Origin of the sequence: Paenibacillus shenyangensis, assembly GCF_000346635.1 — a bacterium.
GTDB classification, from domain to species: Bacteria; Bacillota; Bacilli; order Paenibacillales; family Paenibacillaceae; genus Saccharibacillus; species Saccharibacillus dauci.
In genome coordinates, this window is record NZ_AOIG01000009.1 from 236,164 (window position 1) to 261,464 (window position 25,301).

Annotated in this window: 21 protein-coding genes, 1 pseudogene and 1 riboswitch; of the genes and pseudogenes, 16 read left to right on the top strand and 6 right to left on the bottom strand. The window is 43.9% G+C overall.

Features of this window, described 5'->3' with window-relative positions; all coding sequences use genetic code 11:
- Positions 1-43 precede the first annotated feature (43 nt).
- Both H065_RS0108875 and H065_RS0108880 read left to right on the top strand, forming a co-directional pair.
- The gene (locus tag H065_RS0108875) at positions 44-1,519 is read left to right on the top strand and encodes a zinc-ribbon domain-containing protein (protein ID WP_017812692.1); all 1,476 of its coding nucleotides are present in this window, start codon (positions 44-46) and stop codon (positions 1,517-1,519) included.
- 98 nt (positions 1,520-1,617) lie between these two features.
- The gene (locus H065_RS0108880; RefSeq protein WP_017812693.1) at positions 1,618-2,001 is read left to right on the top strand and encodes a nuclear transport factor 2 family protein; all 384 of its coding nucleotides are present in this window, start codon (positions 1,618-1,620) and stop codon (positions 1,999-2,001) included.
- A gap of 141 nt (positions 2,002-2,142) precedes the next feature.
- On the opposite strand, the gene H065_RS26920 is transcribed toward H065_RS0108880, so the two are convergent.
- Positions 2,143-5,385: an S-layer homology domain-containing protein gene (locus tag H065_RS26920; protein WP_017812694.1), complete on the bottom strand. Its 3,243-nt coding sequence runs from the start codon at positions 5,383-5,385 to the stop codon at positions 2,143-2,145.
- 521 nt (positions 5,386-5,906) lie between these two features.
- On the opposite strand from H065_RS26920, the gene H065_RS0108890 reads away from it, so the two are divergent.
- Complete coding sequence (locus tag H065_RS0108890; protein ID WP_017812695.1) at positions 5,907-6,326, top strand: universal stress protein; 420 nt, start codon at positions 5,907-5,909, stop codon at positions 6,324-6,326.
- Between the two features lie 45 nt (positions 6,327-6,371).
- Entirely contained in the window at positions 6,372-6,842 is a 471-nt protein-coding gene (bcp, locus tag H065_RS0108895) for a thioredoxin-dependent thiol peroxidase (RefSeq protein WP_017812696.1), read from the top strand.
- 144 nt (positions 6,843-6,986) lie between these two features.
- Here the strand turns inward: bcp and H065_RS0108900 are convergent, their stop codons facing one another.
- Together H065_RS0108900 and H065_RS0108905 are read right to left on the bottom strand one after the other, a co-directional pair.
- A complete protein-coding gene (locus H065_RS0108900) occupies positions 6,987-8,414 on the bottom strand; it encodes a stalk domain-containing protein (protein ID WP_081604092.1) in 1,428 nt (475 codons plus the stop codon).
- 336 nt (positions 8,415-8,750) lie between these two features.
- The gene (locus H065_RS0108905; RefSeq protein ID WP_017812698.1) at positions 8,751-9,404 is read right to left on the bottom strand and encodes a DedA family protein; all 654 of its coding nucleotides are present in this window, start codon (positions 9,402-9,404) and stop codon (positions 8,751-8,753) included.
- 375 nt (positions 9,405-9,779) lie between these two features.
- Between H065_RS0108905 and guaA the strand changes: the two genes are divergently transcribed.
- Together guaA and H065_RS0108915 are read left to right on the top strand one after the other, a co-directional pair.
- Complete coding sequence (guaA, locus tag H065_RS0108910; protein WP_017812699.1) at positions 9,780-11,318, top strand: glutamine-hydrolyzing GMP synthase; 1,539 nt, start codon at positions 9,780-9,782, stop codon at positions 11,316-11,318.
- Positions 11,319-11,406: 88 nt separating this feature from the next.
- Complete coding sequence (locus H065_RS0108915) at positions 11,407-11,862, top strand: SRPBCC family protein (RefSeq protein WP_017812700.1); 456 nt, start codon at positions 11,407-11,409, stop codon at positions 11,860-11,862.
- An 88-nt stretch (positions 11,863-11,950) separates the two neighbouring features.
- Here the strand turns inward: H065_RS0108915 and H065_RS0108920 are convergent, their stop codons facing one another.
- Positions 11,951-12,691 (bottom strand): MBL fold metallo-hydrolase, encoded by a 741-nt coding sequence (locus H065_RS0108920; RefSeq protein WP_017812701.1) that lies wholly within the window; start codon positions 12,689-12,691, stop codon positions 11,951-11,953.
- Positions 12,692-13,137: 446 nt separating this feature from the next.
- Here H065_RS0108920 and H065_RS0108925 point away from each other — a divergent pair, with 446 nt between their 5' ends.
- From H065_RS0108925 to H065_RS0108935, 3 genes are all read left to right on the top strand, one after another.
- Positions 13,138-13,584, top strand: coding sequence for a DUF3290 domain-containing protein (locus tag H065_RS0108925; protein ID WP_017812702.1), 447 nt, complete (start codon positions 13,138-13,140; stop codon positions 13,582-13,584).
- A 32-nt stretch (positions 13,585-13,616) separates the two neighbouring features.
- Positions 13,617-14,255, top strand: coding sequence for a DUF421 domain-containing protein (locus tag H065_RS0108930; protein WP_017812703.1), 639 nt, complete (start codon positions 13,617-13,619; stop codon positions 14,253-14,255).
- Between the two features lie 340 nt (positions 14,256-14,595).
- Positions 14,596-14,952, top strand: coding sequence for a nucleotide excision repair endonuclease (locus H065_RS0108935; protein WP_017812704.1), 357 nt, complete (start codon positions 14,596-14,598; stop codon positions 14,950-14,952).
- A gap of 231 nt (positions 14,953-15,183) precedes the next feature.
- On the opposite strand, the gene rluF is transcribed toward H065_RS0108935, so the two are convergent.
- Positions 15,184-15,891, bottom strand: coding sequence for a 23S rRNA pseudouridine(2604) synthase RluF (gene rluF / locus H065_RS0108940; RefSeq protein WP_017812705.1), 708 nt, complete (start codon positions 15,889-15,891; stop codon positions 15,184-15,186).
- A 458-nt stretch (positions 15,892-16,349) separates the two neighbouring features.
- Between rluF and H065_RS0108945 the strand changes: the two genes are divergently transcribed.
- From H065_RS0108945 to H065_RS0108970, 7 genes and pseudogenes are all read left to right on the top strand, one after another.
- On the top strand, positions 16,350-16,949 hold the full coding sequence (locus H065_RS0108945; protein ID WP_017812706.1) for a DUF1349 domain-containing protein: 600 nt from the start codon (positions 16,350-16,352) through the stop codon (positions 16,947-16,949).
- 33 nt (positions 16,950-16,982) lie between these two features.
- On the top strand, positions 16,983-17,351 hold the full coding sequence (locus H065_RS0108950) for a hypothetical protein (protein WP_017812707.1): 369 nt from the start codon (positions 16,983-16,985) through the stop codon (positions 17,349-17,351).
- Positions 17,352-17,919: 568 nt separating this feature from the next.
- Positions 17,920-18,768, top strand: coding sequence for a helix-turn-helix domain-containing protein (locus H065_RS0108955; RefSeq protein ID WP_017812708.1), 849 nt, complete (start codon positions 17,920-17,922; stop codon positions 18,766-18,768).
- A 235-nt stretch (positions 18,769-19,003) separates the two neighbouring features.
- Positions 19,004-20,050: pseudogene (locus H065_RS0108960) on the top strand (chitinase); the annotation flags it as partial.
- Positions 20,048-20,248, top strand: a complete 201-nt coding sequence (locus H065_RS28515; protein ID WP_338010871.1) for a carbohydrate-binding protein — start codon at positions 20,048-20,050, stop codon at positions 20,246-20,248. The pseudogene H065_RS0108960 and the gene H065_RS28515, both read left to right, overlap by 3 nt.
- A gap of 42 nt (positions 20,249-20,290) precedes the next feature.
- A complete protein-coding gene (locus tag H065_RS25640) occupies positions 20,291-21,076 on the top strand; it encodes a lytic polysaccharide monooxygenase (RefSeq protein ID WP_017812710.1) in 786 nt (261 codons plus the stop codon).
- A 414-nt stretch (positions 21,077-21,490) separates the two neighbouring features.
- Positions 21,491-21,590, top strand: a riboswitch (purine riboswitch).
- Between the two features lie 162 nt (positions 21,591-21,752).
- Positions 21,753-23,144 (top strand): NCS2 family permease, encoded by a 1,392-nt coding sequence (locus H065_RS0108970; protein ID WP_017812711.1) that lies wholly within the window; start codon positions 21,753-21,755, stop codon positions 23,142-23,144.
- 486 nt (positions 23,145-23,630) lie between these two features.
- Here H065_RS0108970 and H065_RS0108975 read toward each other — a convergent pair whose 3' ends face one another.
- Entirely contained in the window at positions 23,631-24,644 is a 1,014-nt protein-coding gene (locus H065_RS0108975) for a hypothetical protein (RefSeq protein WP_017812712.1), read from the bottom strand.
- Between the last annotated feature and the right edge of the window lie 657 nt (positions 24,645-25,301).

The following is a 25,301-nucleotide window of genomic DNA, read 5'->3' on the forward strand; positions in this document are numbered from 1 at the left end:
GACTTATCAAACCATTATTTTACATATAAGGAGAGGAATATACATGTACTGTGGACATTGCGGTACCCCTACACAGCCGGACTGGGTATTTTGCCGGGAGTGTGGACATCGTCTGGAGCCTGAATCTGCTGCAGAGATAACAGCGAATACTCCGGCTCAATCAGAGCCCAAGCCGGTCAGGGAGCCGATTGAGCTCTCGCCCCGAACGAAACGCACATTGTTGATCGGTGGAAGCGCGATTATACTGCTGCTTATCGCTTTCTTTATCCTGCGGGCAACCAATGGGCCTTCTACTCCAGAGGAACTTGCCGAGCAGCTTACCGCTGCTGTCGAAGCTGGTGATACCGATGGACTGGTCAAGCATCTGGATGATTCGGATTCGCCGCTTCGGGAAGAGCAGAGACGGGCATTATTTACCGAGGCATTACAAAATGAAGGCACCAAGTCTGCCTATAATGAACAGATTGACAATGCACTGGATAGCGCTGAAGCCAGCCAGGAAGCAGGATCGGCTATGGTGGAATCGCTGAGAAGCCAGGTCAGAGACCGTATCAATCAATCGTACTGGATGACACTTGTACCTGTCGATTCTTGGCGTGGTACCCGCTGGATGGTTCATATCGAACCAGTGGATGTCAAAGCGGCTTTATCTTATATGAATGAGACACTGACTACATCCATGGCGATTGGAAGCCTCCAAACAGACAAGGATCACGATACGATCAAGGATCTGTGGCCAGCCGTTTATACGTATAAAGGAACGATCAGCAGCGCCTATGCAGATGTACCGATCACCGATAAGGTAGAAGCCTTCAGTGTGAATCGTCCGGCTGAAGCAGCATTCGACTATACGCAAATGGCTTCGCTGGATCTTCGTCTTCCCGAGATGGAATCCACGGTTACCCTGAATGAAAAGCCGGTTACCGGTGATCCGAGCCAGTATATCCAGATCCAGCCCGCTCCGGAAAAATCCTTGATTACTGTACATATCAATGCGCAGGGCAAGGATATTACCGGAGAAGTAACTCTGAATCCGGCTGAGGAAGAGAATTATGACCTTAATGCAGTCATACAGAAGCCAATCGCCGACCTGGCGCTGGATAGCGTATATAATGCCTCGATCAGTCTGGCGGAAGCCATGAATACAAGTAATGCCAAAGCACTCAAAAGTGTAAATCCCGAGGCGGATTACTATCGTCGGGCTGAATACGAGATGAAGGGTTATTTCGCTACACCTCTAAAATACAAGCTGCAAAAAGTCGTGATTGATCTGGATTCTGTCGAAGTCCACAAAGACAGTATTCAGCTGGACGCTACACAGGTATACCAGACCACAGATCCGAACGGCAAGATCGGCGAGAAGAATCTGGACTGGACTTACCAGATTACCCAGCAGCCGCAAAAAGACACCTGGTGGGTCGATTCCGCCTATCCCGATTGGACCAATGCGATTGCTTCCAAGCATACGATCGAGAAAGCAGCAGATTCTAGTGCTGCAAAGACGGCAGATACGAACTAAACGGATTTCTTCCTTTTGTTCCTACAGACGGATGTGACTGTATCCAAAAGATGGTAGGATAATGGTGTTGTATATTCGTCATGCAAGGGAGCGATAATATGATCAGCAGAGCAATGAAGGACATGATTGATTCATATGTACAAGCATATAATACCTTTGATATTGAAGGCATGATGAGCTTCCTGCACGATGATATTACTTTCAGAAATATCGCTAGTGGAGAAATTACTGCAGAGACCCAGGGGATACAGCACTTCAGAGAATTGGCACAGCAGTCTGCTGCGATGTTTGCTACCCGCTGTCAGACGATTACCGGCTATAATTGGAATGATGATTGTATTGAGGTAGGCATCATGTATAAAGGTACCTTTGCCGTTGATCTGCCGAATGGATACAAGAGTGGAGACCAGCTGGAATTAAACGGAACATCCAAGTTCAAAATATCAGATGATAAGATTATATTAATAGAAGATTATAGTTAGTTCATCTCTTATAAATAATGTAAAAGAGCGATCATGTCCGGAGTTTTCTCCTGCATGATCGCTCTTTTTTGTTATTTCATTGATCCGGTGGTGGATCGTGTACAGCTGTGGTTTAACGAAAAAGGAGTAGCTGTAAACCGTTTACGGAGCTTCTGTAGTTTCCGGTTCTGCTGCAATGACCGGTGTTGGTGCGGCAGCTTCGGTTTGGTTGTTTTGCGGTGGTGCAGAATAATCGTAGTGCTGATCAGCAGGCTCAAACGAAGTTGGCGGCTGGTTGTTTTCTACAGGCTGCGAAGTCTGCCCGCTGCCGGAATCTGGTGTTGTCTCTGTTGCAGGCTTCTGTGTAGCTGGTGTTTCGGTAGCAGGTGTTGTTTCTGTTCCAGAAGCAGGCGTGGTTTCTTCTGTACCGGAAGTTGGAGCAGATGGGCTCGGATCAGCAACAGGCGTTTCGGAAGAATTTTCTGGAGCCGAGTTTTCCGGAATTTCGCTAATTTCTGCTTGATGCGCTACAAATGTACGATCTGCTTCGAATAGATTAATATACAGTTTCCGTAATTCAACAAAAGGAACATCATTAGACTTCAGATTGTTTGTAGCGTCTTGCAAATCATTTGCAGCATTTTGCAGGTTTACATAATATTCATCCGATGTGTTACGGGCATTATCCATATCCATATAAGCTTTCTGCAAAGCATCCTGGATCATATGAGGAAGAATCCAGTCTGTACTGTAATCATCAAGTGCTAATTTTAATCTGATTTCGTAATGATCAAGCTGATCTTGCGTCGCTTTTTTATCGTTTACCAGATATTCTGCATCAGTGAACATATAGTAAAAATATTTATTATCTTTATAGCTATCTGGCTTATAGTCGTTACCATGATATTTTTCATAATGCTTATATTCCATTTTCGATTGCTCGATAAGATCGAGTAGGCGTGTTGTGTTTTTAGGCTGGGCATTTTTTAGTTCCTGATCAATCATGTTTTGAAAGGAACCCAACAAACTGACACTGGAATAGCGATCATTCAGCGCTTGTTGTGCTCTTGACTGTAGGGAGAGTAGTTGCTGAATACTTTCTTCACTCAAGCCGTTGTCATTTTGTTTGGTAATATTATCAATAGAGATAATCTGTTCGTTAAGACGGCTGCGCAGATCGTTAAGTTTCAGATCATAAGCCACTCGGAACGTACTCCATGCTTGATTCAGTTGGTTAAAGGCTTCTTCATCACTAATACTTGTGTTCTGACCTCTAAGCACTGAATTGCCTTGTTGCAATGCTTCATTAATGATAGGGAATTCTTTCGGCATGTAGAACTGTAAATGATCATTAGCATCATAGAGAACCGTATCTACTTTGCCAGTTAACAACTCCAATTTATCCCGGTAGCTTTCCTCTGGTTCTTCTTGATGACTAATACCACCGCCACTGGAACTCAGTTCTTCTGTCAGTTGTTGAAGCAGACTATTCACCTGATCCTGCGTCATGGCTTGATGCATTTTATTGGTATAACGATCATAAAGACTTAACAGTTTTGACGCGCCTTCGGGATTGAATGGAGAATGAGAAAGATCCTGGATATATTGCAATTTCTGGTTCAACTCCGTAAAGTCTACATTTTGAATCAATTCAAATTGCGTTCTCATCTCGTCAACGATTGCGATATACTCGTCAAATTGGGCTTTTGTCGTCAGCGGATTGTAATAATCTTTTTCAAAATTGTTCATACGGTCTTTGAAAGTGAAACGCCCTACATCTGTATAATTGAAAGGTATATGGCGAACAGTCATTACGAAATCGAAAAAGTTGGATAGTGATGTTTGGGAAGAAATATATCGTTCCATCGATGCGTTCAATTCCAGTACAGCTGTATCCACATCCTGCTGGGTACTATCTGTTTTATTTAATGCGTCTGTTGCATTGCCTATCGCTTGTTTCAGCATACCGTCCCAAGGTCCCGGTTCTTCATCAAGTCTCGGCATCTCTTGGGGATGGAGCAGCAGATCATTTGCTTTTTCGATGCCTGCCATCAGCCCGGAGACATCCAGCCCGATGATTTCCTGATCTTTTTCTTTATCCTTGTCCTTTTTCTTGGTGCTGCTAGTCGTATTGGCAGCAGGAGCAGGATTCTCGGTGTTTTTGGTACCATTGATCATGGATACCGCTGATTTCTGGGCACCATAGTTAAGAATAACGTCGTTGGCTGATTTATCCTTGGACAGGGTAATGTTACCCACTACAGCAGCTGGCTGCAGCGTAACAAGAGGGTTGCCGTTATACAGCGAAGCGTCCAATACATCGACTGCACCATTCAGGGTAAGCTTTTTCAGATCCGGCTGAATCGTGAGCTGCTGAATTGACGCGGTATCTTCTGTCTGTACAGTTGCTGTATTGCTCAGCGTCAGTTTTCCGACTTTGGAGCTGCCGGATGCTTGCAGGATCGAATCCATCGAGGAGATCATTACATTGCCCCAGCTGCTGTTATCCAGCTTTGCTGTCAGCTTGGCGCCTTGTTCTCCATTGATTTGCAGATTACCGGTAGACTGGATATTTTTGAGAGTCACTGAGCCATTAACGATCAGGTTTCCGCTAAAGGAAATGCCTTTACCGTCAAAAACGCCGCCGTTACTATTCAATTCAATCGTGTTGATATTCGTTACGGTCCGCTGGCTGCGATCAATGTTTAATTTGGCTCCTTTTAGAACACTACCGTTCTCGATACCAAACAGACCTTGCAGATCACCATCTACTTTGTAAGGAATATTACCGACACGCACTGTACTGCCCTGTGCATCAACCTGACCTACCGGATGATCCAGCAGCTGGATAAACAGATCGGCACTGGTCTGGCGGCTCAGCGGTGCATTGGCATCAGCATTGTTATCTGCGATAGCCAGTCCATACGAACGTGCAATATCTATCGCGCTTGGAGAGGAACCATCTGCCGTCTCACTATGCAGATCCATCGCTTTCACCAGGGAAGTGATCAGTTCCTGACGGGTTACTGCTTGATTCGGGTAAAACAGTTCGCCATTGCCCTGCATGTAACCGGCAGCCTGAACAGCTTCAATATAAGGTGCACTCCAATTGGCTGAGGATACATCCAGATAGGAGGTTTTGGATTCGGATTTAACATTCAGTTCAAATATATTGCACAGAATTTTGGCCATTTCAGCACGCGTAAGTACTTTATCAGGCATAAAATCGCCTTTGGCTCCACCTGTCATCAATCCAAGCGTACGTACTTCAGCCATCGAAGCTGTATCCGCTTGAGCAGCAAAAGCTGTGGATGTAGATAACCAGGGAGAGGATGTAAAGGGAGTTGCGGTAATACCCAGGATGATAGCTGTAGCGATTAATTTCTGACGATTTACTAATTTCAAAGTAAGTGCTCCTCATTGTATATTATGTTTTAGCATTGCTGTTGTTGGAGAACAGATGTGATTCTCCGCTCTTATATGTCGGAAGAAAAAAGCAATAATTTAGTATTTTTTATAAAAAAATATATTATTGAAATAAAATAATAAATATGGGAGTGAGATAGCGTTGTTAATGGAAGGTAACTAAGAAATTTAATTTTTCGTTCAGAAACCGTATCATCCGTGAACGGATCGGTTATTACATGTTGATTGCAATCAAGTTGTTTACTACATTTCCAAGAACAATAATTGATTTTGATTACACTTTCGTGATCAATCAATATACAATGATATCGACTCATCAATACTGGGAATGATCTTGTACGTGGCATTTGCAGCAGGGAAATAACCCTCTAAAATGAATACTCAGAAGTGCTATCCCGTTGTCTGCGGCAATGTATATGAATAAATAACTTACACGAGCAAAACGGGTACAGTATTATTGTAGGCATATCAGATCATTCATATAAACAGGGGTGAGTGTTATGTATCAGCATATTGTACTCGCAGCTGATGGATCGGAGAATTCGATTCGTGCTGCAGCGGAAATGGTCAAAATCGCAGCAGTAGCACCGAAAGCAGTGATTGAGATTCTGTATGCGGTTGATCCGTCCAAAGTAAAAGACGAAGTGCTGCATTCCCATACCCATGAGGAGATCGAATACAATCGTCGGCAAAAGTTGCAGCCTGTAGCGCAATTACTGACCGAAGCGGGTCTGCATCCCCGAATTACCATTATTAACGGCGATCCAGGACCGTCGATTGTCCAGTATGCACAGAAGCATCACACTGATCTAATCATCATCGGAACACGCGGACTGAACGTACTGCAGGAGTTTGTACTGGGCAGTGTCAGCCACAAAGTAGTCAAGCGAGCCCATTGTCCGGTGCTGATTGTAAAATAACTCTCATTTACACCCATATTCTAATTATTCAAAGGAGTCCAAGACATGAGCGAACTGCAACTGGGACAGCCTGTTCCCGACTTTACACTGGAAGCGTCTGAAGGACGTGAAATTTCTCTTAGCGATTACCGCGGCAAGAAGGTAGTCCTGTACTTTTATCCGAAAGACAATACGACCGGCTGCACCCAGCAGGCCTGCGATTTCCGCGATAGTACGGCAGGTTATGAGCAATATGGTGCTGTCGTGCTGGGCATTAGCCCGGACAGCGCAACCTCCCATGACAAATTCGCTGCCAAACATGAGCTTCCGTTTCCGCTGCTCTCCGATCCCGACCATGCTGTTGCTGAAGCATACGGCGTATGGCAATTGAAAAAAATGTACGGCAAAGAGTACGAAGGTATCGTACGTTCTACTTTTCTGATTGATGAAGAGGGTAACCTGCAGCAGGAATGGCGCAATGTGAAGGTGAAAGGGCATATTGAGAAAGTACTGGAGGCTGTACGAGGCGAAGGATAATCGCAACGATCATGCGGCATAATTGGCTATACTCGAAGATAAATTACAACCTACAACAATGGATGTTTTTCCAAAAAGAGCCTGCTGATGGAAGTCATCCATCAGCAGGCTCTTTTTATTTATCATTTCATCATCTACCGTATATTAATGATGTTCAGCACTGGTATCAATGCTGACGGTATAATTTTTGCTATCCCAATTGACATGAGCACCGATAGTCTCTGAAATAAAGCGCAGCGGAATAAAGATACTTTCATTGGCATATTGGGGTGGAGAAGATAAAGGTACATTCGTACCATTAACAATGGCAGTACTTTTTCCTTTGGTCAGGCGAATACTGGTTGTCCCACTTGTAATGGATACATCGTTTTTATTTTTTTTATCCCATACAACGTTGGCATTCATTTTCTCGAATAGTCCGCGTACAGGCACATAGACAGCATTCTGGATTAATAATGGTGGATTCGGCATCCGAAGGTCGGTTTTATTCAATTGTACAATTATAGGTTTTTGTACCGTAACAGGTGTAACACTCGCTGAAATAAATGGATTGCCGATACCTAGCTGTCCTTTGTCATTAATGCCCCAGCTGTGTACTCTACCGTTCTGATCGAGAGCAAGTGTAAAGCTGTTACCCGAAGCGATCTGTACGATGTGTTGTAGACCGCTGACCTGGGTGATAGCTGATTGATTGCTTTGAGGATCTATTTTCCAAACTGAACCATTAGTTGTAATTGCATAGATCACACCTGCTGAACCATTATCTGTCGAAGTAACGGGTAGTTTCAATGTATAGGTTTTAGGAGCATGCATGCCGGAAGTCAGATCCCAGTCCAGTACTTTTCCAGCTTGGTTGACAGCGATCACTTCTCCATAGTTCATAGTAGCGGATACAATCTGTTTTCCGCCGATCAGCAACGTCGGTGCTATCGAAGTACTGCTAATAGATCCCCATCCCCAGAGCGTTCCATCTTTTTTTAATGCAATCGAATAATTATCACTGGCAGCAATAGCCTTTACCTGATCTAATCCAGATAGACGTACAGGTGTATTGTAAAAGGGGATAGTATTGACTTTAGACTTATCTAATTGTCCATTTGCATTGTCACCCCATCCCCATACTTGTCCATTATTATCCAAGGCGAGAAAGTGCTTTGTACCAGTAGCTGTAGTAGCGATACCCTTCAGACCCTGTACTTGTACTGGGCTGGATGTTTTTTGTTGGCTGGGATCGTTAACTCCCCAGCTGTACACGAGTCCCTCTTTAGTAACCGCACTTGTATATATGCCCGAGCCGGGAGCAATCATTTTGAATGATGCACTTGGTGTAGTAAAGGCAATCGGAGAAACATGAACATAATTATCACCTGTTCCCGCATTTTGGCCTACACCCCATGTCCAGGTTGTACCGTCTTTGTCAGTGGCATAGGACGTGTCGGATGAAGCTTGTATGTAGCTGATAGATCCTAGAGTATGTACGGTGTTGTCTTTAGCTGTTGTTACAGGAATAGATATGCATAGGCCAAGACATAGACAAATGAGTAGTGGTATAACATATTTATTTATCTTCATAAATAAAGTGCCTCCTGATTCGATAGGGTTTTATTACATAAAAAGTATATTTCACGAAGTGGGAATAAACAAATATATCTATCTAAAGATAAAATATTAACATCTTTACAATAAATTTATACAAGAATACTGTTAGAAAAAAGATACATATAAAGGGAGAAGTTAATTTGGTTTTTAGAACTTAATAGTTAAGGTGAAAGAATTTAAAAAATCCATAATGGTATATTATTTGTAGAAACGAAATAGTGTCACTTTCAATATAAAATAATTAAAAACAGCAAAGGTCTCGGTTATAGACTGCTATACCAAGACTTTTGCTGTTTTTTATATGCATATTTATTCTCCCGCCGAATCATCCGGCTTCTTTTTCCCAAATCGGTTCACCAACTGAATCCCCAGCCATCTGCGATACTTCACAATGACCACTGCTAGCACCAGTCCCACCAGAATCGCTATCGCTTCAAACGAATAGTCGTGAATCCAGTGGAAGATCATCGACCACTGCGGCCCAAAAATCTTCCCGAGTGCTACGAATAAGCCGACCCAAATTAGCGCACCGCTATAGGCATAGGCAGCGAAACGCCAGAACTTGTAGTTCATAATACCAGAGAAATACCCTGTAAAATGCCGCACACCCGGTATAAAATAACCTACAAATACGAGCGTGTAGCCATACTTGCCGAACCATTTTTGCGCTTTATCGAGTTTGTGTTCCGGCAGCAGCATCCATTTACCGTATCTGCGCATAAAGGGCAAACCCGCTTTTTTACCGATAAAATATGTGATGGTCATCCCGATCGTGGTGCCTGCAAAAGCACATAGTAAGACCAACGCGAAATTATGAGTTCCCATATACGATAAATAACCCGCGTACGCCATCATCGTCTCTCCGGGAAAAGGTAGCGCAACAAATTCAAGCAGCAGCCCCAGGAATAACACCAGGTAGCCATGCTCGGTAAACAGTGATTGTAGATAGTCCATGAATCCCATAGATTGCCCCCATGCCAAGTTGTAATATCGTCTTATTTTGCCATATGCTCTCTATATCGGTTAAGACCGGTGGCAAAATAATGCGCTCAACGTTTTGTCTATTTTCTGTTATATTTTTACTATAACGGTATCTTTATATATTAATCGTTCTTGTAAGTCAAAGTCTACCGGCAGAGCGTCCACTGGAGACGGACAACGTGCAGACTATTGGATAGACAGACCGCCTGTACTTCCTGTCTATTTGCCTATTTCTCCGCAATATGAAAATCAGATTGCAAATTTTTGAAAAATGCTGAAATCATAAGGCTTTAAGCCTTGACGGTCTCTTTTGCACATAGGTATAATTAGACTCATTGAAAAGTGGGAGGCACATGAATGAACAGTCCAAATGAAATAATCGTTGTCCTTGATTTTGGTGGACAATATAATCAGCTAATTGCAAGACGTATCCGTGATCTCGGGGTATACAGTGAGTTACTGCCGTTCAACACCCCTGTCGAGAAAATCCGTGAGCTGGCTCCAAAAGGTATTATCTTCTCCGGCGGCCCATCCAGCGTATACGCGGAAGATGCACCGCATGTCGATCCGGCAATCTATGATCTGAATGTGCCAATCTTCGGTATCTGTTATGGTATGCAGCTAATGGCTCAACAACTGTCCGGTAAAGTAGAACGTTCCGCCAAGCGCGAGTACGGCAAGTCCGATGTAGACTTCATGCCGCACTGCGCACTGAACAAAGGCATGGAATCCAGCCACACGGTATGGATGAGCCATGGTGACCATGTTGTCGGTCTGCCAGAAGGGTTTGTCGTAGATGCAAGCACTGAGTCCGCACCGATCGCTGCGATGAGCAATGCAGAGCGTCATCTGTATGCGGTACAATTCCACCCGGAAGTGCGCCACTCTGTATTTGGTAACGAAATGATCCGCAACTTCCTGTACGAAGTATGTCAGTGCCACGGCGAGTGGAGCATGCAGACATTCATCGAGGATACCATCAAGGAAATCCGCGAGCAGGTAGGCAACAAGAACGTACTGTGCGCACTGAGCGGCGGTGTCGATTCTTCTGTTGTAGCGATCCTGCTGCACAAAGCGATCGGCGATCAGCTGACCTGTATGTTTATCGACCATGGTCTGCTGCGCAAAGGTGAAGCTGAGAGCGTAATGGAGACGTTTGTCGGCAAATTCGATATGAAAGTAGTTAAAATCGATGCACAGGAGCGCTTCCTGTCCAAACTGGCAGGCGTAGACGATCCGGAGCAAAAACGTAAAATCATCGGTAACGAGTTTATCTATGTATTTGACGAAGAATCCAAAAAGCTGGGCGACTTTGCGTATCTGGCACAGGGAACACTGTATACGGATATCGTAGAGAGCGGAACCGCTACAGCACAGACGATCAAATCTCACCATAACGTCGGCGGTCTGCCGGAAGATATGGAATTTGAACTGATCGAGCCACTGAAAGCACTATTCAAAGACGAAGTACGTAAAGTCGGCGAAGAATGCGGTCTGCCACGCGCGATCGTATGGCGTCAGCCATTCCCGGGTCCAGGTCTGGCGATCCGTGTGCTTGGTGAAGTAACGGAAGACAAACTGCAAATCGTTCGTGATTCCGACTACATTCTGCGCGAAGAAATCGCCAAGGCTGGTCTGGACAACGAAATCTGGCAGTACTTCACAGCGCTGCCGAACATGAAGAGCGTAGGCGTTATGGGTGATGCACGTACGTATTCCTACACGGTAGGTATCCGCGCCGTAACATCCATTGACGGTATGACTGCAGACTGGGCACGTATTCCATGGGATGTACTGGAGAAAATCTCCGTACGTATCGTTAACGAAGTGGATAACGTCAACCGGATTGTGTATGATATTACTTCGAAACCACCAGCAACGATTGAGTGGGAATAGGATTTAAACAGATATTAACTTCAAAGGGCAGTCTGGTCTCATGCCAGACTGCTTTTTTTATTTTATCCATTAACAAAGGAGTCGTATCATGCCTATCATTATGAATACCATCTATATCGAAGCACCGGTTGAACGCTGCTTTGATCTTGCTCGAAGTGTGGATATACATATGCAGACAACAACGGCTACTCAGGAGAAAGCAGTACAGGGCAAAATCAGTGGTTATCTAGAGAACGGCGATGAAGTCACATGGGAAGCTGTTCATTTTGGTATCCGTCAGCAGTTAACAGCAAAAATTATACATATGGAGAAGCCGCATATTTTTGTGGATGTGATGGTTAGTGGCGCGTTTCATTCCTTTACCCATACTCACAAATTTATCAAGCTTGGTGGAGGAACGGTCATGAAAGACCATTTTGAGTACCGATCACCTCTGGGAATACTGGGCAATCTTGCTGACTTTTTATTTCTGAAAAGATATATGACACGCTTTCTAATTGTACGTGCCGAGGAGCTAAAAAGGATTGCCGAATCGGAAAGCTGATCATCTAGATTGCATTATGAAACGAAAAGAACCCTATACCTATGGAGGTTACAGGGTTCTTTATAACTTGAAGATAAATAGTAGAAACTTATTTCTTATTAACGATACAGTTTAGCTGCTGCTGGAGATTGGCTTGGCTCAACCCTCCGTTATAACAAATTACATTTTCAATATCCAGATTTATATAGCTGACGATGGAATGGAGAGCGATATCCATATCGGGAGTAGAAAGAGTATGAGGTCCTTGTAACATACCTTCTACACTATACATGGAATCTCCGGCGACAAGTGTTTTGCTTTTCTTTAAATAAAGACTGATATGTCCCGGTGTATGCCCTGGCGTATGAATCACCTGGATTCCTCCACAAAACGGAAGAAGTTCTCCGCCAACGAGTGTTTGGCTCACTCTGCTTTTTGCAGCATGCTGAACTTGATTCACGATTTCCTGGCGATCTTTCAGTGGTATACTTTCCAATTGCCAGGCCATACTGTCCAGATTGGCTTTTAAAAGTGGTATCTCTCCCTCGATATATGGTTTTTCGATTATGTGGGCATATACTTCAATAGGCGAGGAAGAGGCATGCAGAATTTCGGGAAGACTGCCAATATGATCAATATCCTGGTGGGTCAGAATAATCACATTGAGTTGATCAAAAGAGACTCCTGCATTGTTCATGGCTATTTGTATGGATTCCAGCTGTCCAGGTGTCCCCGTATCAATAAGCACCGTATAATCTGAATCCCATATAAGAGTAGGATTCAATTCCTGATGACCACCAAAAGAGTAGATCTGCAATTTAAGCATGTGAACCCCTTGAGCAATTTGCATAAAATAGGCTCCCTTCACGATGTAATCTACTTGCGTGTTTAACAGATATCTCGTCTGAATGATAACGGTTATACGAATTCTGTCTGTTTATGAGGAGAAGGTGAATCTACTTTTTCGAAGTATGCTCCTATCCAAGCAAACGAATAAGTGTGGACAATAGATACGGAAGATATCCAGCTTTTTATAGATGCGTAATGGTTGGTGATCGCTATTTTAATTATGGGAAATAGCTGAATGCAATAAGGATTATACCGTTTAGCTTGCAACATGAAGGCTAACATGCACTATCGTTATATCCGATACAGATATAGAATCCATGCTAGCTAAGCAGCAATAATATAGAACAGCAAATGTTACGCTATACTTCTGATTTCAGAGGTATGCACTATATATTGATAGATATGAATAAGATGTATTCAAATTTAACCTATAAAAGGAGACCCAGGATGAACTTCTACACGATCACCTACCTGGAAGGGCAATCCACCATCAATCTCTATCTAAAATATATCTTTATCTTCGTTGCCCTGATCATTCTACTCATTGTATTTTCACTCTACCTGCGCCACCGGATCCAGACCAAATACCGCGATCTTAGCATCATTTTGCTGCTGGTGATTGTCTTCCTGATCGGTGTGCAGTACTCCGACTACACCCGGGACCAGAGTACGTATTCCAAGTATTCGCAGATGGTACAATTTATGCACCAGATGGCCAAGGATCAGCAGCTGGACGAGACAACCCTTAGCGTCAATGCCACAACTCTCAGCGATGGCATTATTCTCAAAGCGCAGGATAAATACTATACGGTCCATTTCACCTCGGATATGAACGCTTATACTCTTCAGGATGTATATCTGGTAAATCCCCATATCCAGTTGATCGACAAATAAAAGACGAATTCGAAAGGAGAGAAAGCTGATAGATGGACACTTATTATCCAGTCATGATCAAGCTGGCACTCGGGATTCTATGTCTGATTTTCCAGATTAATCTGATGGGCAAAGGCAACCTGGCACCCACTTCGGCGATGGATCAGGTACAGAATTATGTGCTCGGCGGCATTATTGGCGGTGTGATCTATAACGAAGCAGTCACACCGCTGCAATTTTTCCTCGTCCTGATTATCTGGACCCTGCTCGTATTTATTATCAAATTTCTCAAAGAACACAACCGTTATGTCAAACGTGTTGTCGACGGTAGACCGGTTACCCTAGTCGTCAATGGTAGTGTCGAAGTCGGTGCTTGTCTGCGCTGCGGCATGTCTGCCAATGAACTTATGTTCAAATTACGCTCTGCCGGCATTTACGAGATCAATCATGTCAAACGAGCGATCATGGAGCAGAACGGACAGCTCACTATCATCCAGTACGGCGACGAGAATATCCGTTACCCGATTATCGTCGACGGTCAGGCTAACCAGGATGTACTGGATTTGATCGACAAAGACATTCACTGGCTCGAAGCCCAGATCAAGCAGCGTAAGTACAATAGTTTGTCCGATATCTACCTCGGCGAATACATCTCCGGCGAACTCCGTCTGCATGGCTACAGTAAACAGTGAGCAGGTTATGTACAATTAGCCAGTGATCGAGCCAGCTCATGCTGCATCAACCATGTAGCGCAGGAAAGGGAATAGGACAAAGGACGACCTTTAAGGCTGGAGATCATCTGTTACTAATCAAAATTCATGATCTCCAGCCTTAACCGAAGGACGTGTCCTATCCCTTTTCGGAGCGATTGCCGCAAGCACAACCCATCTCTTATTCGTTGACAATAAACACCCCATCCCAATTGTTCGAATAGAGAAACATTTTATACACGGATATTTCAATCGATGATATCAATCCCGCCCTATTTATGGTAGGATGAACACCTATATTGAATAAGGAAGTGAACCGCAATTGATCCAGATTACCATTCCTACGCCTAACGTATCGATTACTAAACAGATTAATCCAGAACTTAGCCATATCTACGGATTTACCGATTTTCACCTGATCTCCCGCGAAGTAGGCGGCATCTACATGTTCTACAACAAACAAGATGAACTGCTGTTTGTCGGTAAAGCCCGCAAACTCAGACCACGCATCAAAAAGCACTTTGAAGATACCGTTTCTCCAATCAAAGATCACCGTGACGAGGTTACCCGTATCGACGTATGTATTGTGGAAGACCCAACTGAACGCGAGATTTACGAGACGTATATCATCAACAGTCTCCAAGCCAAGTACAATGTAGATAAAGTCTTTTATAAATAAGATCGCAGTCACAGACTCCGTTCGTGAAGAGTTCTGTTCTGCATCACGTTAACTGCCATGGTGTGTCTCTCGACATTTCCATAGGGTATATATCTATAAGAAGTGCCTACACGGTATGTCCGAACAAGAATAAATACACATCAAAAAAGCTGCTCCTGTTACCGGAAGCAGCTTTTTGCGTTGTTCATTTTGCAGATACTTTTTGGAAATAAAGTAGCATCCAACATCGAATTAGTGTGATTTTGGCGTATAATCCAGATCGCGGAACAGCTGATCCAGCTCGGCAGGAGTCAGATCGCGCCATTGACCGATCGACAGATTGCCCAGGTGAATATTCATGATCCGGGTACGGCGCAGTCCATGAACTTCATAACCAAGCGCCGAACACATACGGCGGATCTGGCGATTCAGCCCCTGAGTCAGGATAATTTTGAATACATATTTGGACTGTTGGGTGACTTTGCATGGCAGGGTAACCGTATCCAGAATCTCGACGCCCGATGCCATTTTATTAAGGAATGCCTGAGTGATTGGTCGATCCACTGTCACGATATATTCTTTTTCATGTTTGTTCTCGGCGCGCAGGATCTCATTGACGATATCCCCGTCATTGGTGAGCAGAATCAGCCCATCCGAGTCTTTATCCAGACGTCCAATATGGAAAATACGCAGCGGATGATTAACAAAATCCACGATATTCCCTTTGATATGACGCTCTGTTGTGCTCGTAATGCCTACAGGCTTGTTCAGCGCAATATATACATTTTCCTGTTCTACCTTGATTGGCTTGCCATCTACTCGTACATCGTCTCCGGCTTCGACCTGGCTGCCCAGTTCTGCCACGGCACCATTGATCGTTACCCGGCCTTCATTGATCCATTTGTCTGCTCCCCGGCGGGAAGTAATGCCGGATTCGCTAATATATTTATTGATTCGCACGTATCGCACACCTTTAACTCTTTTTTTGGACAAACAGCAATTCGCTGATTCCAGTCTATATCTAAGATACTCTTTTTACCGCTTTTTTGAAAGGTTATCCCGCTCAAAAGGCGTTACGTTTTCTTTATTAGACATCTTATCAGTATTCTTATAGATTCAGATAGGTTTAGAGAAAAGGAAGCTGTCTAGGCACACACTATTCCCATACGTTGATTGGGTAGTCTGTTCCGCGGTTAATCTACACAGGGATTCAAGTCTACGGATTAACCAAGACTGGCGCTGAATATAAGCACTATACGAATGTAAATGACAAGCCAGAATCAACCAGAGAAAGTGAGAGAATATTTTCACGTACAAATACGCGGTTAATCTGGTAATATACACAGTGATAGCGTTTTCGTGATTGTATGGAGATATGTATTTCTGTAAGAGTAATTTCTTTTAAATGAGGTGATGGTATGCAGTATATTCCGCATCATATAGATCGTCTGCAGGAGATGTTCCCACCGGAGCACAAGGTGGTAGAACAGGACCATCTGCTGCTGCGCAGTCGGCCGGATACAGATTTCTGGATGAGAACCTATTATGGGTTTGAACGATATAACGGGCATGTACTATATGATGAGATCAAGGGCAATTTCGAAGCAGTCGCCGAGCTGCAGATGCATCCCCAGCGGACATATGACCAATCCGGTATTTTTATCGGGATCGATTCGGCTAACTGGATCAAAACATCGATCGAGTATATTCCGGATGAACCTTCGCATCTGGGCGTAGTCGTAACCCAGCGGAGTTATTCGGACTGGTCCACCCGCAATATGGATAGCAGCATTTTTGAGCAGCGTCTGTCATTCCGGGTAAGACGGGAAGGTAATGATTTTTTTGTTTACTTTCGTACGGGAAGTGCCAGTGCAGCCGGAGAGTGGGAGCAGCTGCGTATGACCCATCTGGATTGTCCGCCGGGACAGCCGCTGCAGGTAGGCATCTATTCGGCGAGTCCGATGGATAAGGGATTTGATACAGTCTTTTACCATTTCGAGATTCAGAATGTGGATTAATAACGAACGCCGATTGGCAAAGAGGTGACAAGTATGGACCCTATGACGCTTGTCGTCAGCTGTATTCTGCTATTTATTGTATTCATACTGGCAGGTATCGTTCTGCCTGCATTGCAGAAGCGTCAGAACCCGGTCGAGCGTATTATCCAGGATGGTTACACGGCGCGTGGACGCATTCTGAATGTAGAACCTACCGGTAAATACGAGATGGGTCAGCCGGAGCTGCGGCTGGATCTGCGAATCGAGAAGCCCACCCAGCTGCCTTTCGATACAGCAGTAATTGTAACTGTATATACGATCCACCGACCGCGGTTTCAGGAAGGCAGCATGGTGAATGTCAAAGTACTGGAAAATCGCAAAGGCAGGCATATCGCCGTGAAAGGTACCATGGATTATCCTTGATACGAAGAACATAAGCAGTGAATCATGGTGTACAGTCAGCATGCTACAACACACTAGATTAGCAATCTGTAGATTTCTAAGTATCCAGTTATCACAAATTATTTTGATAGGACTACAAAACCGTCTGAGATCACATAGGCGGTTTTTGTTATGTATAGTGATCTTATTTCTCAAGCGTATACATCCTCCAATTCTATCCGGGTCATTGCCCTGACTAGAAAAAGCTACTCTTACAAACAAGAATAACGAAAATCACACTTGGAATAATACTGAATTAAGTCTTTTGCCTATATGTAAATGCTCTTTCCATATTGTTATTTATATAACAATAACGATAAATATGAGTGTTTATTCATATATAATTTTTCGGATATATACTGGTTTATAAGTCTATATATAATGATAACGAATCTAGAAATACCACATATACATCTTTAATGTTATACATACAGTCACGATAAAACCCGCAGAATTCCACCTTATCTACGTACTTTTACACATTATCCCTATCTGCTGCTGCATATAACATAGAGAGGAGACAATTTATCGGCAAAGGAGATGAACAACAATGGATCTTATCGGCGACAGTGCGCTTGATTATCGCTATATCGGTCAACGTATCCGCGAAGTACGACAGCAGCGTGGCATGACCCAGCAGCAATTGGCACTCGGTATTTGCAACCAGTCCCAGATTAGCCGGATTGAGAAAGGAGTGGAATCCGTCTCGGCAGATATTCTTTACCGTATTGCCCGCAAGTGCGGTGTCGATGTACGTATATTCTATGATATGGCTCAGGACCAGATCAGCGAAATGCAGACCATCCGCAAAAATATTACCTATCTGCATCGCCAGCAGATGTATCCGGAACTGATCGATTATATTGAGCACTGCCAGATGGAGGAGACGGAACGTCCATCCATAATTGATCAGCAATTTATTCTTTGTCAAAAAGGATACGCTTATCTGCAGCTGGGCCAGATTTCGCATGGATTTCAGATGATACAGCAAGCGCTGCAGCTGACTTATCATACGGATCGTCTGCCTGCTCTCCATGAAGTTGAAGTGATTCTTGCAATGGCTTCCGGATATGCACTTCAGGGTCATCTTCGATCCTGTATCAGTTGGCTGCACAAATGTCGTCAGGCTCTTCATCAATACAGTGAACTGGATTATCGCTTTCCCCAGGTGTTTTATTGTCTGGCGAGAGCATATAATGCCAGCGAAGATTACCGGCTGGCGATTGAATATGCGTCCCAGGGAATACGTTACTGTGAAGATCATCGATTTTGTCATCGTCTGGAAGGGCTCTATTATGAGTGCGGATACAGTTATGAGCAGCTTTGGCAAACGGACAAAGCCCAGCGTTGTTACGCTAAATTCCGCATGTTAAGTGAGCTATTTTGCCTTCCAGAGTAGACAAAGGATAGGAAATGGAAGAATATGCGCATACGAGTTGACGTCCTTCATGACTTCGTCTCCAAATATGCGGATATACATAAGTTTTTCATCGTTTAAACATTATAATGAATGATGTAACCAACATCATGATGGAGGAAAGAGGAGGGATACATAACAGCAGATCTACGGGGGAACAGGTGTCTTGATGTCAGCGATTTTACGATCACATACTATCACTGAAGGAGTGCATACAATGACCGTAATACGTACACGTAAGTTAGGCAAATGGCTTCTGGCAGGTGTAATGACCTGCTCCATGCTGGGAATGGCCGCTCCAAGCGGATATGCGGCAGAAGATAGTGCTGCTGCCATGCCAAGTATTGCTGGCAAGAAAGTTATGGTAGGGTACTGGCAGAACTGGTCTTCTTCCAAAGGGGATGGATATGCCGGTGGTTCTTCCCGTACGATTCAGCTGAGTGAATCTCCAGCTGCCTATAATGTGGTGACGGTAGCTTTTATGACCGGATCGGGTATTCCGACGTTTAAGCCGGAGAATATTTCAGATGCAGCATTCCGCCAGCAGGTGGGTACACTGAATGCCAGAGGTACAGCGGTGATTCTATCACTGGGCGGTGCAGATGCACATGTTCAATTGAGTGCAGGGCAGGAACAGGCATTTGCGAATGAAATCATTCGTCTGGTCGATGTGTACGGATTTGATGGACTGGATATTGATCTGGAGCAGAATGCCATTAAGGCAGGAGCCAATACGACGGTTATTCCAGCTGCTCTCAAGATCGTCAAAGACCATTACAAAGCACAAGGCAAAACTTTCCTCATTACGATGGCACCGGAATTTCCTTACTTAAAACCAGGTGGTGCGTATGAGCCGTATCTGACCAGTCTGGCAGGGTATTACGATTACATTGCTCCCCAGCTGTATAACCAGGCAGGTGACGGACTCTGGGTCGATGAAGTGAATAAGTGGGTATCCCAGAATTCGGATGCGGACAAGTACAATTTCCTCTATTATATGTCGGATTCATTAATCCATGGTACACGGGGTTTCCTGCAGATTCCGGCGAATAAGCTGGTGTTGGGTCTCCCAGCTAATGCAGATGGTGCAGGTAACGGAGAAGTCAAAGATCCTCAGGTCGTATACAAAGTGTTCACTGATCTGGCAGCCAAAGGTCAGCCGCTCAAAGGTGTGATGACCTGGTCGATTAACTGGGATCTGGGCAGTAATGCTGCAGGAAACCCTTACAATCAAAAGTTCTCTCAATCCTATAACAATCTGATTTATGGTAGCGTTACCAATCCTCCTAATCCACAACCTGATCCACAGCCGCAGCCGGAACAACCAGGTGCTAAAGCATGGAGTGCTTCCGCGATCTATCTGGGTGGAGACACTGTAAGCTACAACGGTAAGACGTACAAAGCAAGATGGTGGACTACCGGAGAGACACCGGGACAGGCAGAAGTCTGGCAGCTCGTCTAAATAACAGTACGATCCAATACCATATAATTTGGAGGGAATACAATGAAATTGAGAAAAACCCTGACCGCCGTTGTTGCAGCAAGTACTTGCATGATGATTCTGAGTACGTCGGTCTTTGCTCATGGATATATTTCACAGCCGGCCAGCCGCGCTTACAAGGGTTCCAATGCTGTTGGTCTGAATACCAATGTAGGTAGCGCTCAATATGAACCACAAAGTATTGAAGCACCCAAAGGCTTCCCGAACGCAGGTCCTGTAGATGGCAAAATTGCCAGTGGCGCATTAGCCGGATTCTCTCCACTCGATGATCAGACCGCTACCCGCTGGCACAAGACCGATATCAAAACAGGAGCACTGAACATCACCTGGAACCTGACTGCCCAGCATGCGACAACCGGCTGGCAGTATTACATGACCAAGCCCGGCTGGAATCCCAACCAACCACTGACACGCAGCTCGCTGGAACGAATCGCCTATATTGATGACAAAGGAGCCAAGCCAGCCAAGACGGTGTCCCATACTATCAATGTGCCATCCGATCGTAACGGTTACCATGTCATTCTCGGCGTATGGGATATCTACGATACAGGCAATGCCTTTTACCAGGTAATTGATGTGAATGTAAATGGACAGGGAGGAACTACACCGACAGAACCGGATCCTCAGGAACCGGGCGATCCGTCCGCTAATGATTGGAGTCCGACAGCAGTCTATGTAGGTGGTGATCTGGTCAGTCATGAAGGACGTACGTACAAAGCCAGATGGTGGACATCTGGCGAGACTCCAGGAGCTTCCGAAGTATGGGAACTGCAGGGCAAATTGCAGTAATACGTTCTAAGCTGCCGTATGCAGTGATCCTTTTCCATAAGTGGGCATAGTAAGCTCTGGGATTCTGATCCATACACCATTTGTTTGCAAGTACACTTGATTGTTGTATTATTCTATTCGCCCGTTTTGTGTTTCATGTGGAATACACGAGAGTATTCTAATCATGGAAAAACAAAGCGGGCTTTGTGCTGCATTTTTCTGATGGTTTCTAAAAAAAGTAACGTAGTATTCATTACCAAAATAATCATACGTTTTCCTGTTTTTAGTGAAAAAAAATATTGCCGAACAATATGCATACGCTTGCAAATCAATATTCGTATTTTTAGATTGACAACGATATTATCGTCCCCTAGAATGTAACCAGTAAAGCAATTCTTCTACAAAAACAACATGAAACGCGGATGTATTATAAAGTATTCGACATATTAACATATTCGTATAATCCTGCGAATTGGCGCAGGAGTCTCTACGTGATCACCGGAATGATCTCTCTACGGAATTTGGTAACTGTCAGTGTTCTTTTTGTTTGTCTTTTATTACAGTGAATTTTCACTTTAATAGTGGATAAGCAAAAGGAACGTTTAGTTACTGACCCATGAGACCCCGATGAGCATCAATACCATCGGGGTTTTTGTCGTTTTCTTTATTTATTTCCAAGAGGGGGAAAAGTATAACAATGGAGCGTTTCTTTAAACTGCGGGAGCATGGCACGAATGTCAAAACAGAGCTGATCGCGGGTCTGACTACCTTTATTACCATGGCGTATATCTTGTTCGTTAACAACTTGTTTCTTGGACCGGATGGAGCAGGCATTCCAGCACAGGGCGTATTTTTCGCAACAGCTGTAGGTGCAGGTCTGGTAACGATCCTGATGGGATTGTTCGCCAATATTCCGGTAGCACTGGCACCAGGAATGGGGCTTAATGCGTACTTCATGACTGTTGTACTGGGTTCCAACGGTATGATTACCTGGCAGGCAGCTCTTGGAGCCGTATTCCTGTCCGGTATTATCTTTATCATTCTGACGATTACACGAGTAAGGCAGCTACTGCTGGTCGCTGTTCCACAGTCGATCAAAATGGCAATTACAGTCGGGATCGGATTGTTTGTTACGATTGTCGGTCTGAAGCTGGGGAATGTTATTTCTGTATCGGCTACCGTAACCGGAATTACAGATGTGAACCAGTTGGCAAGTCCAGTTACGGTTAGAGGCAGTAACTTCCAGCTGGCACTGGGTGATTTTGTTCATAACAAAGATACGCTGCTGTCGCTGATCGGTCTGTTCGTTATTGGTGTTCTGATGGTTATGCGTATTCGCGGAGCACTGCTGATTGGTATTATTGTGCTGACACTGATCGGAATTCCGATGGGTCTGACGGATGTAAGTTCCTTGTCGCATGCAGAGTGGCTTCCTTCTTTTGATAATCTGGCTGTCGGTCAGCTGGATATAAAGGGCGCGGTTGGTCTCGGACTGTTCGAGATTGTCTTTATCTTTACGTTTGTAGAGCTGTTTGATACATTCGGTACGCTTGTAGGTACAGCAGAGCGCGCAGGTCTTTTCAAGAATCGCAAAGAAGGCGAGAAAAAAGTCAGCAAAGCCATGCTCGTTGATGCAGTTGGTGTCAGTGCAGGTGCCGTGCTGGGTACGAGTACAATCACTTCTTATGTAGAAAGTACTTCCGGTGTTGCAGCAGGTGGACGTACAGGTCTGACAGCAGTAACGACAGGTGTTCTGTTTATCCTGGCGCTGTTTATTGCTCCGCTGGCGCTTATGGTTCCTTCGGCAGCTACAGCTCCGGCGCTCGTTATCGTAGGTGTACTGATGATGAGCCAGGTCCGTCATATTGTATGGGATGACTTTATGCAGGCTTTCCCGGCATTTTTGACCATTATTTTTATGCCATTTACCAATGGTATTGCAAATGGTATCTCTGCGGGTATCGTTGCTTATGTAATTTTGGGATTCTTCTGCAATGTCTTTACAGGTCACAAAGTAAAAGTACATTGGCTGATGTGGATTCTGGCTGTTATCGTAATTTGCCGTTATATATTCCTTGGTTCCGAATAATCGGAAGCTGCGCATTATAATAGATCGTTACGAGCAACAACCTTTCACGGATCGATTAGTTTCTTGCTGAGCAGTTTTTATATTATTAAAAAAGCCGCCCTTCTTATGTTACCAACATACAGAAGGGCGGCTTTTTTGGTTTTGAGAACAGGCTATATCGTCAAAATCCTCCACAATCGTAGCATCACAAACTCCAATACGTTCAACATATTTATAAAGCGAACGATTTATTAAATGAATTGCTAGACGAAGAAACTCAGAGTAAGCGATCTTTGCATGAACAAACCTTAAACAAATAAAGTCCAAATAGACAATTTCTAAATGAACAAACACTAAATAAATCAATACGAAATGAACGACTCCGAATGACCGAACCACAAATGAACTAACTTTAAATGACCGAACCCTAGGCTTAATCCGTATTTACTTAGCGCGATAAGTATCACTCAACTACTTATGAATATATACAATACAAACAGCCCATCATTAGCCCAATCGAATAATGCGCCGATAATGCATATATCCGATCAGTTCCGTCCACTCCAGTGCATCCTCATATAAATTTCGGTAATACGTTGCAACCGGCAGATAACCCAGAACAATACCGAGCCCGCCGCATATGCCTGCTCCGCCATCTCCACCTTTTGCGCGAATATGATCGCCATCGACCGTCAGCTCAACCTGATAAGGATCACCGAGAAAGCAAATTCCAAAGACATTCGGCAATTCCAGATGATACAACTGCTTCTTACTGCTATTTTCTGATCCATGGTTAGAGCTGCTATCATCCAGATTGCCAAAGTGCTTCACATTCATCGTATAGTCAAAGCTGTCTCCCCAGGGAAATAGCGTTCGACTCCCGCCGCCATACAGATATTCCCACTCGTCTTCATTAAGTATAGAAAAAGAAGGCTGCAAATGATCTGCAGACCAGTCTTCGAATTGCTCTGTTTCATCAAACAGATAAATACGAATCTGTTCGCCTTCACGCTCAAGCCGATAATCTTCATAAACTTCGTAACTATTCAGCCCGGATTCTTCAAAAGAATGGAGTTCTGCAATAATCTCTGCATCCTCTTCAGGGTCCAGGTCAGCCAGAGTGACTTCGATCCATCCGATCGATTGGGGGTATCGCTCTACCAGCATAGGTGCGATTGTCACTTCACGTACCGGAGACATCAGTGTATTTAACAATTCATCTGCCTCTGATAAAGTACGCTCTATTTCCACCATTGCTTCATCCAGATCTTCGCGAGTTCGTGCATCCATTTGTCCTATACCATTATTCCAGCCCAGAGTAACCGTGTCCCCCGGGACAAATACAAACTCTTTCCCTTTGGAATCGAAAATGCCAGTTACAAATTGCTGTCCATATCGTTCAAAGCGCTGTAGATGCTCCAAAGTAAATCCTTCCGGCAAGGTAGACAACAGATGGTACAAAGCCTCTTCCTGCTCCTGTTCACTCATCGCCTGCCAAATAGGACGTGTCAAAGAATGCATAAATGATCCTCCTCAATTGCAAAATAATAGAATGTGTTGGACTTGTAGAACTTTTAATATAACGCAATACACAAAGGACGAAAAATGCCACGCTTAAACCAGTCTCGTTATAACACGTTTCAAAATTCATATAGCAGAGAGAATAACATGGCTATCTCTGAATAAAAATCCTCACCAACACCAGATCGTTTCTTCATCATATATGGATATGATCCATAATCAAATCATTGTACACGAGTAGGGTAAAGAAAATCGAACAGACTCATCCAAGTCAGCATCATTTACGATCTATATAATCTATATATGAGACTAAAATCTATATCTATAGAAGAAAGAGATAAAAGAATGTCCAAACGTTAGTATAGAGATGTAATAAAATAGAATGACAGATCCGCCTTAGATGTGGATCTAGAAGATAGAGAATTACAGTCCAAAAAGAATAAAAGTGAGAGCGGGTATGCAATCAAAGTTCCAAATAAGTAGCATATTTAGCTGGAGTCATTGTAGTATAGAAAGTAGAATGCATTTACTCTTTCATTATATAGCCTATAACAAGGATTCATTGGAATAACAATTGATTCAAATAGTCCAAAATTATTTTAAAAAAGTAGTTGCATCTAAATTGCTGGCATGATATACTCTAATTCCGGCCAAGAA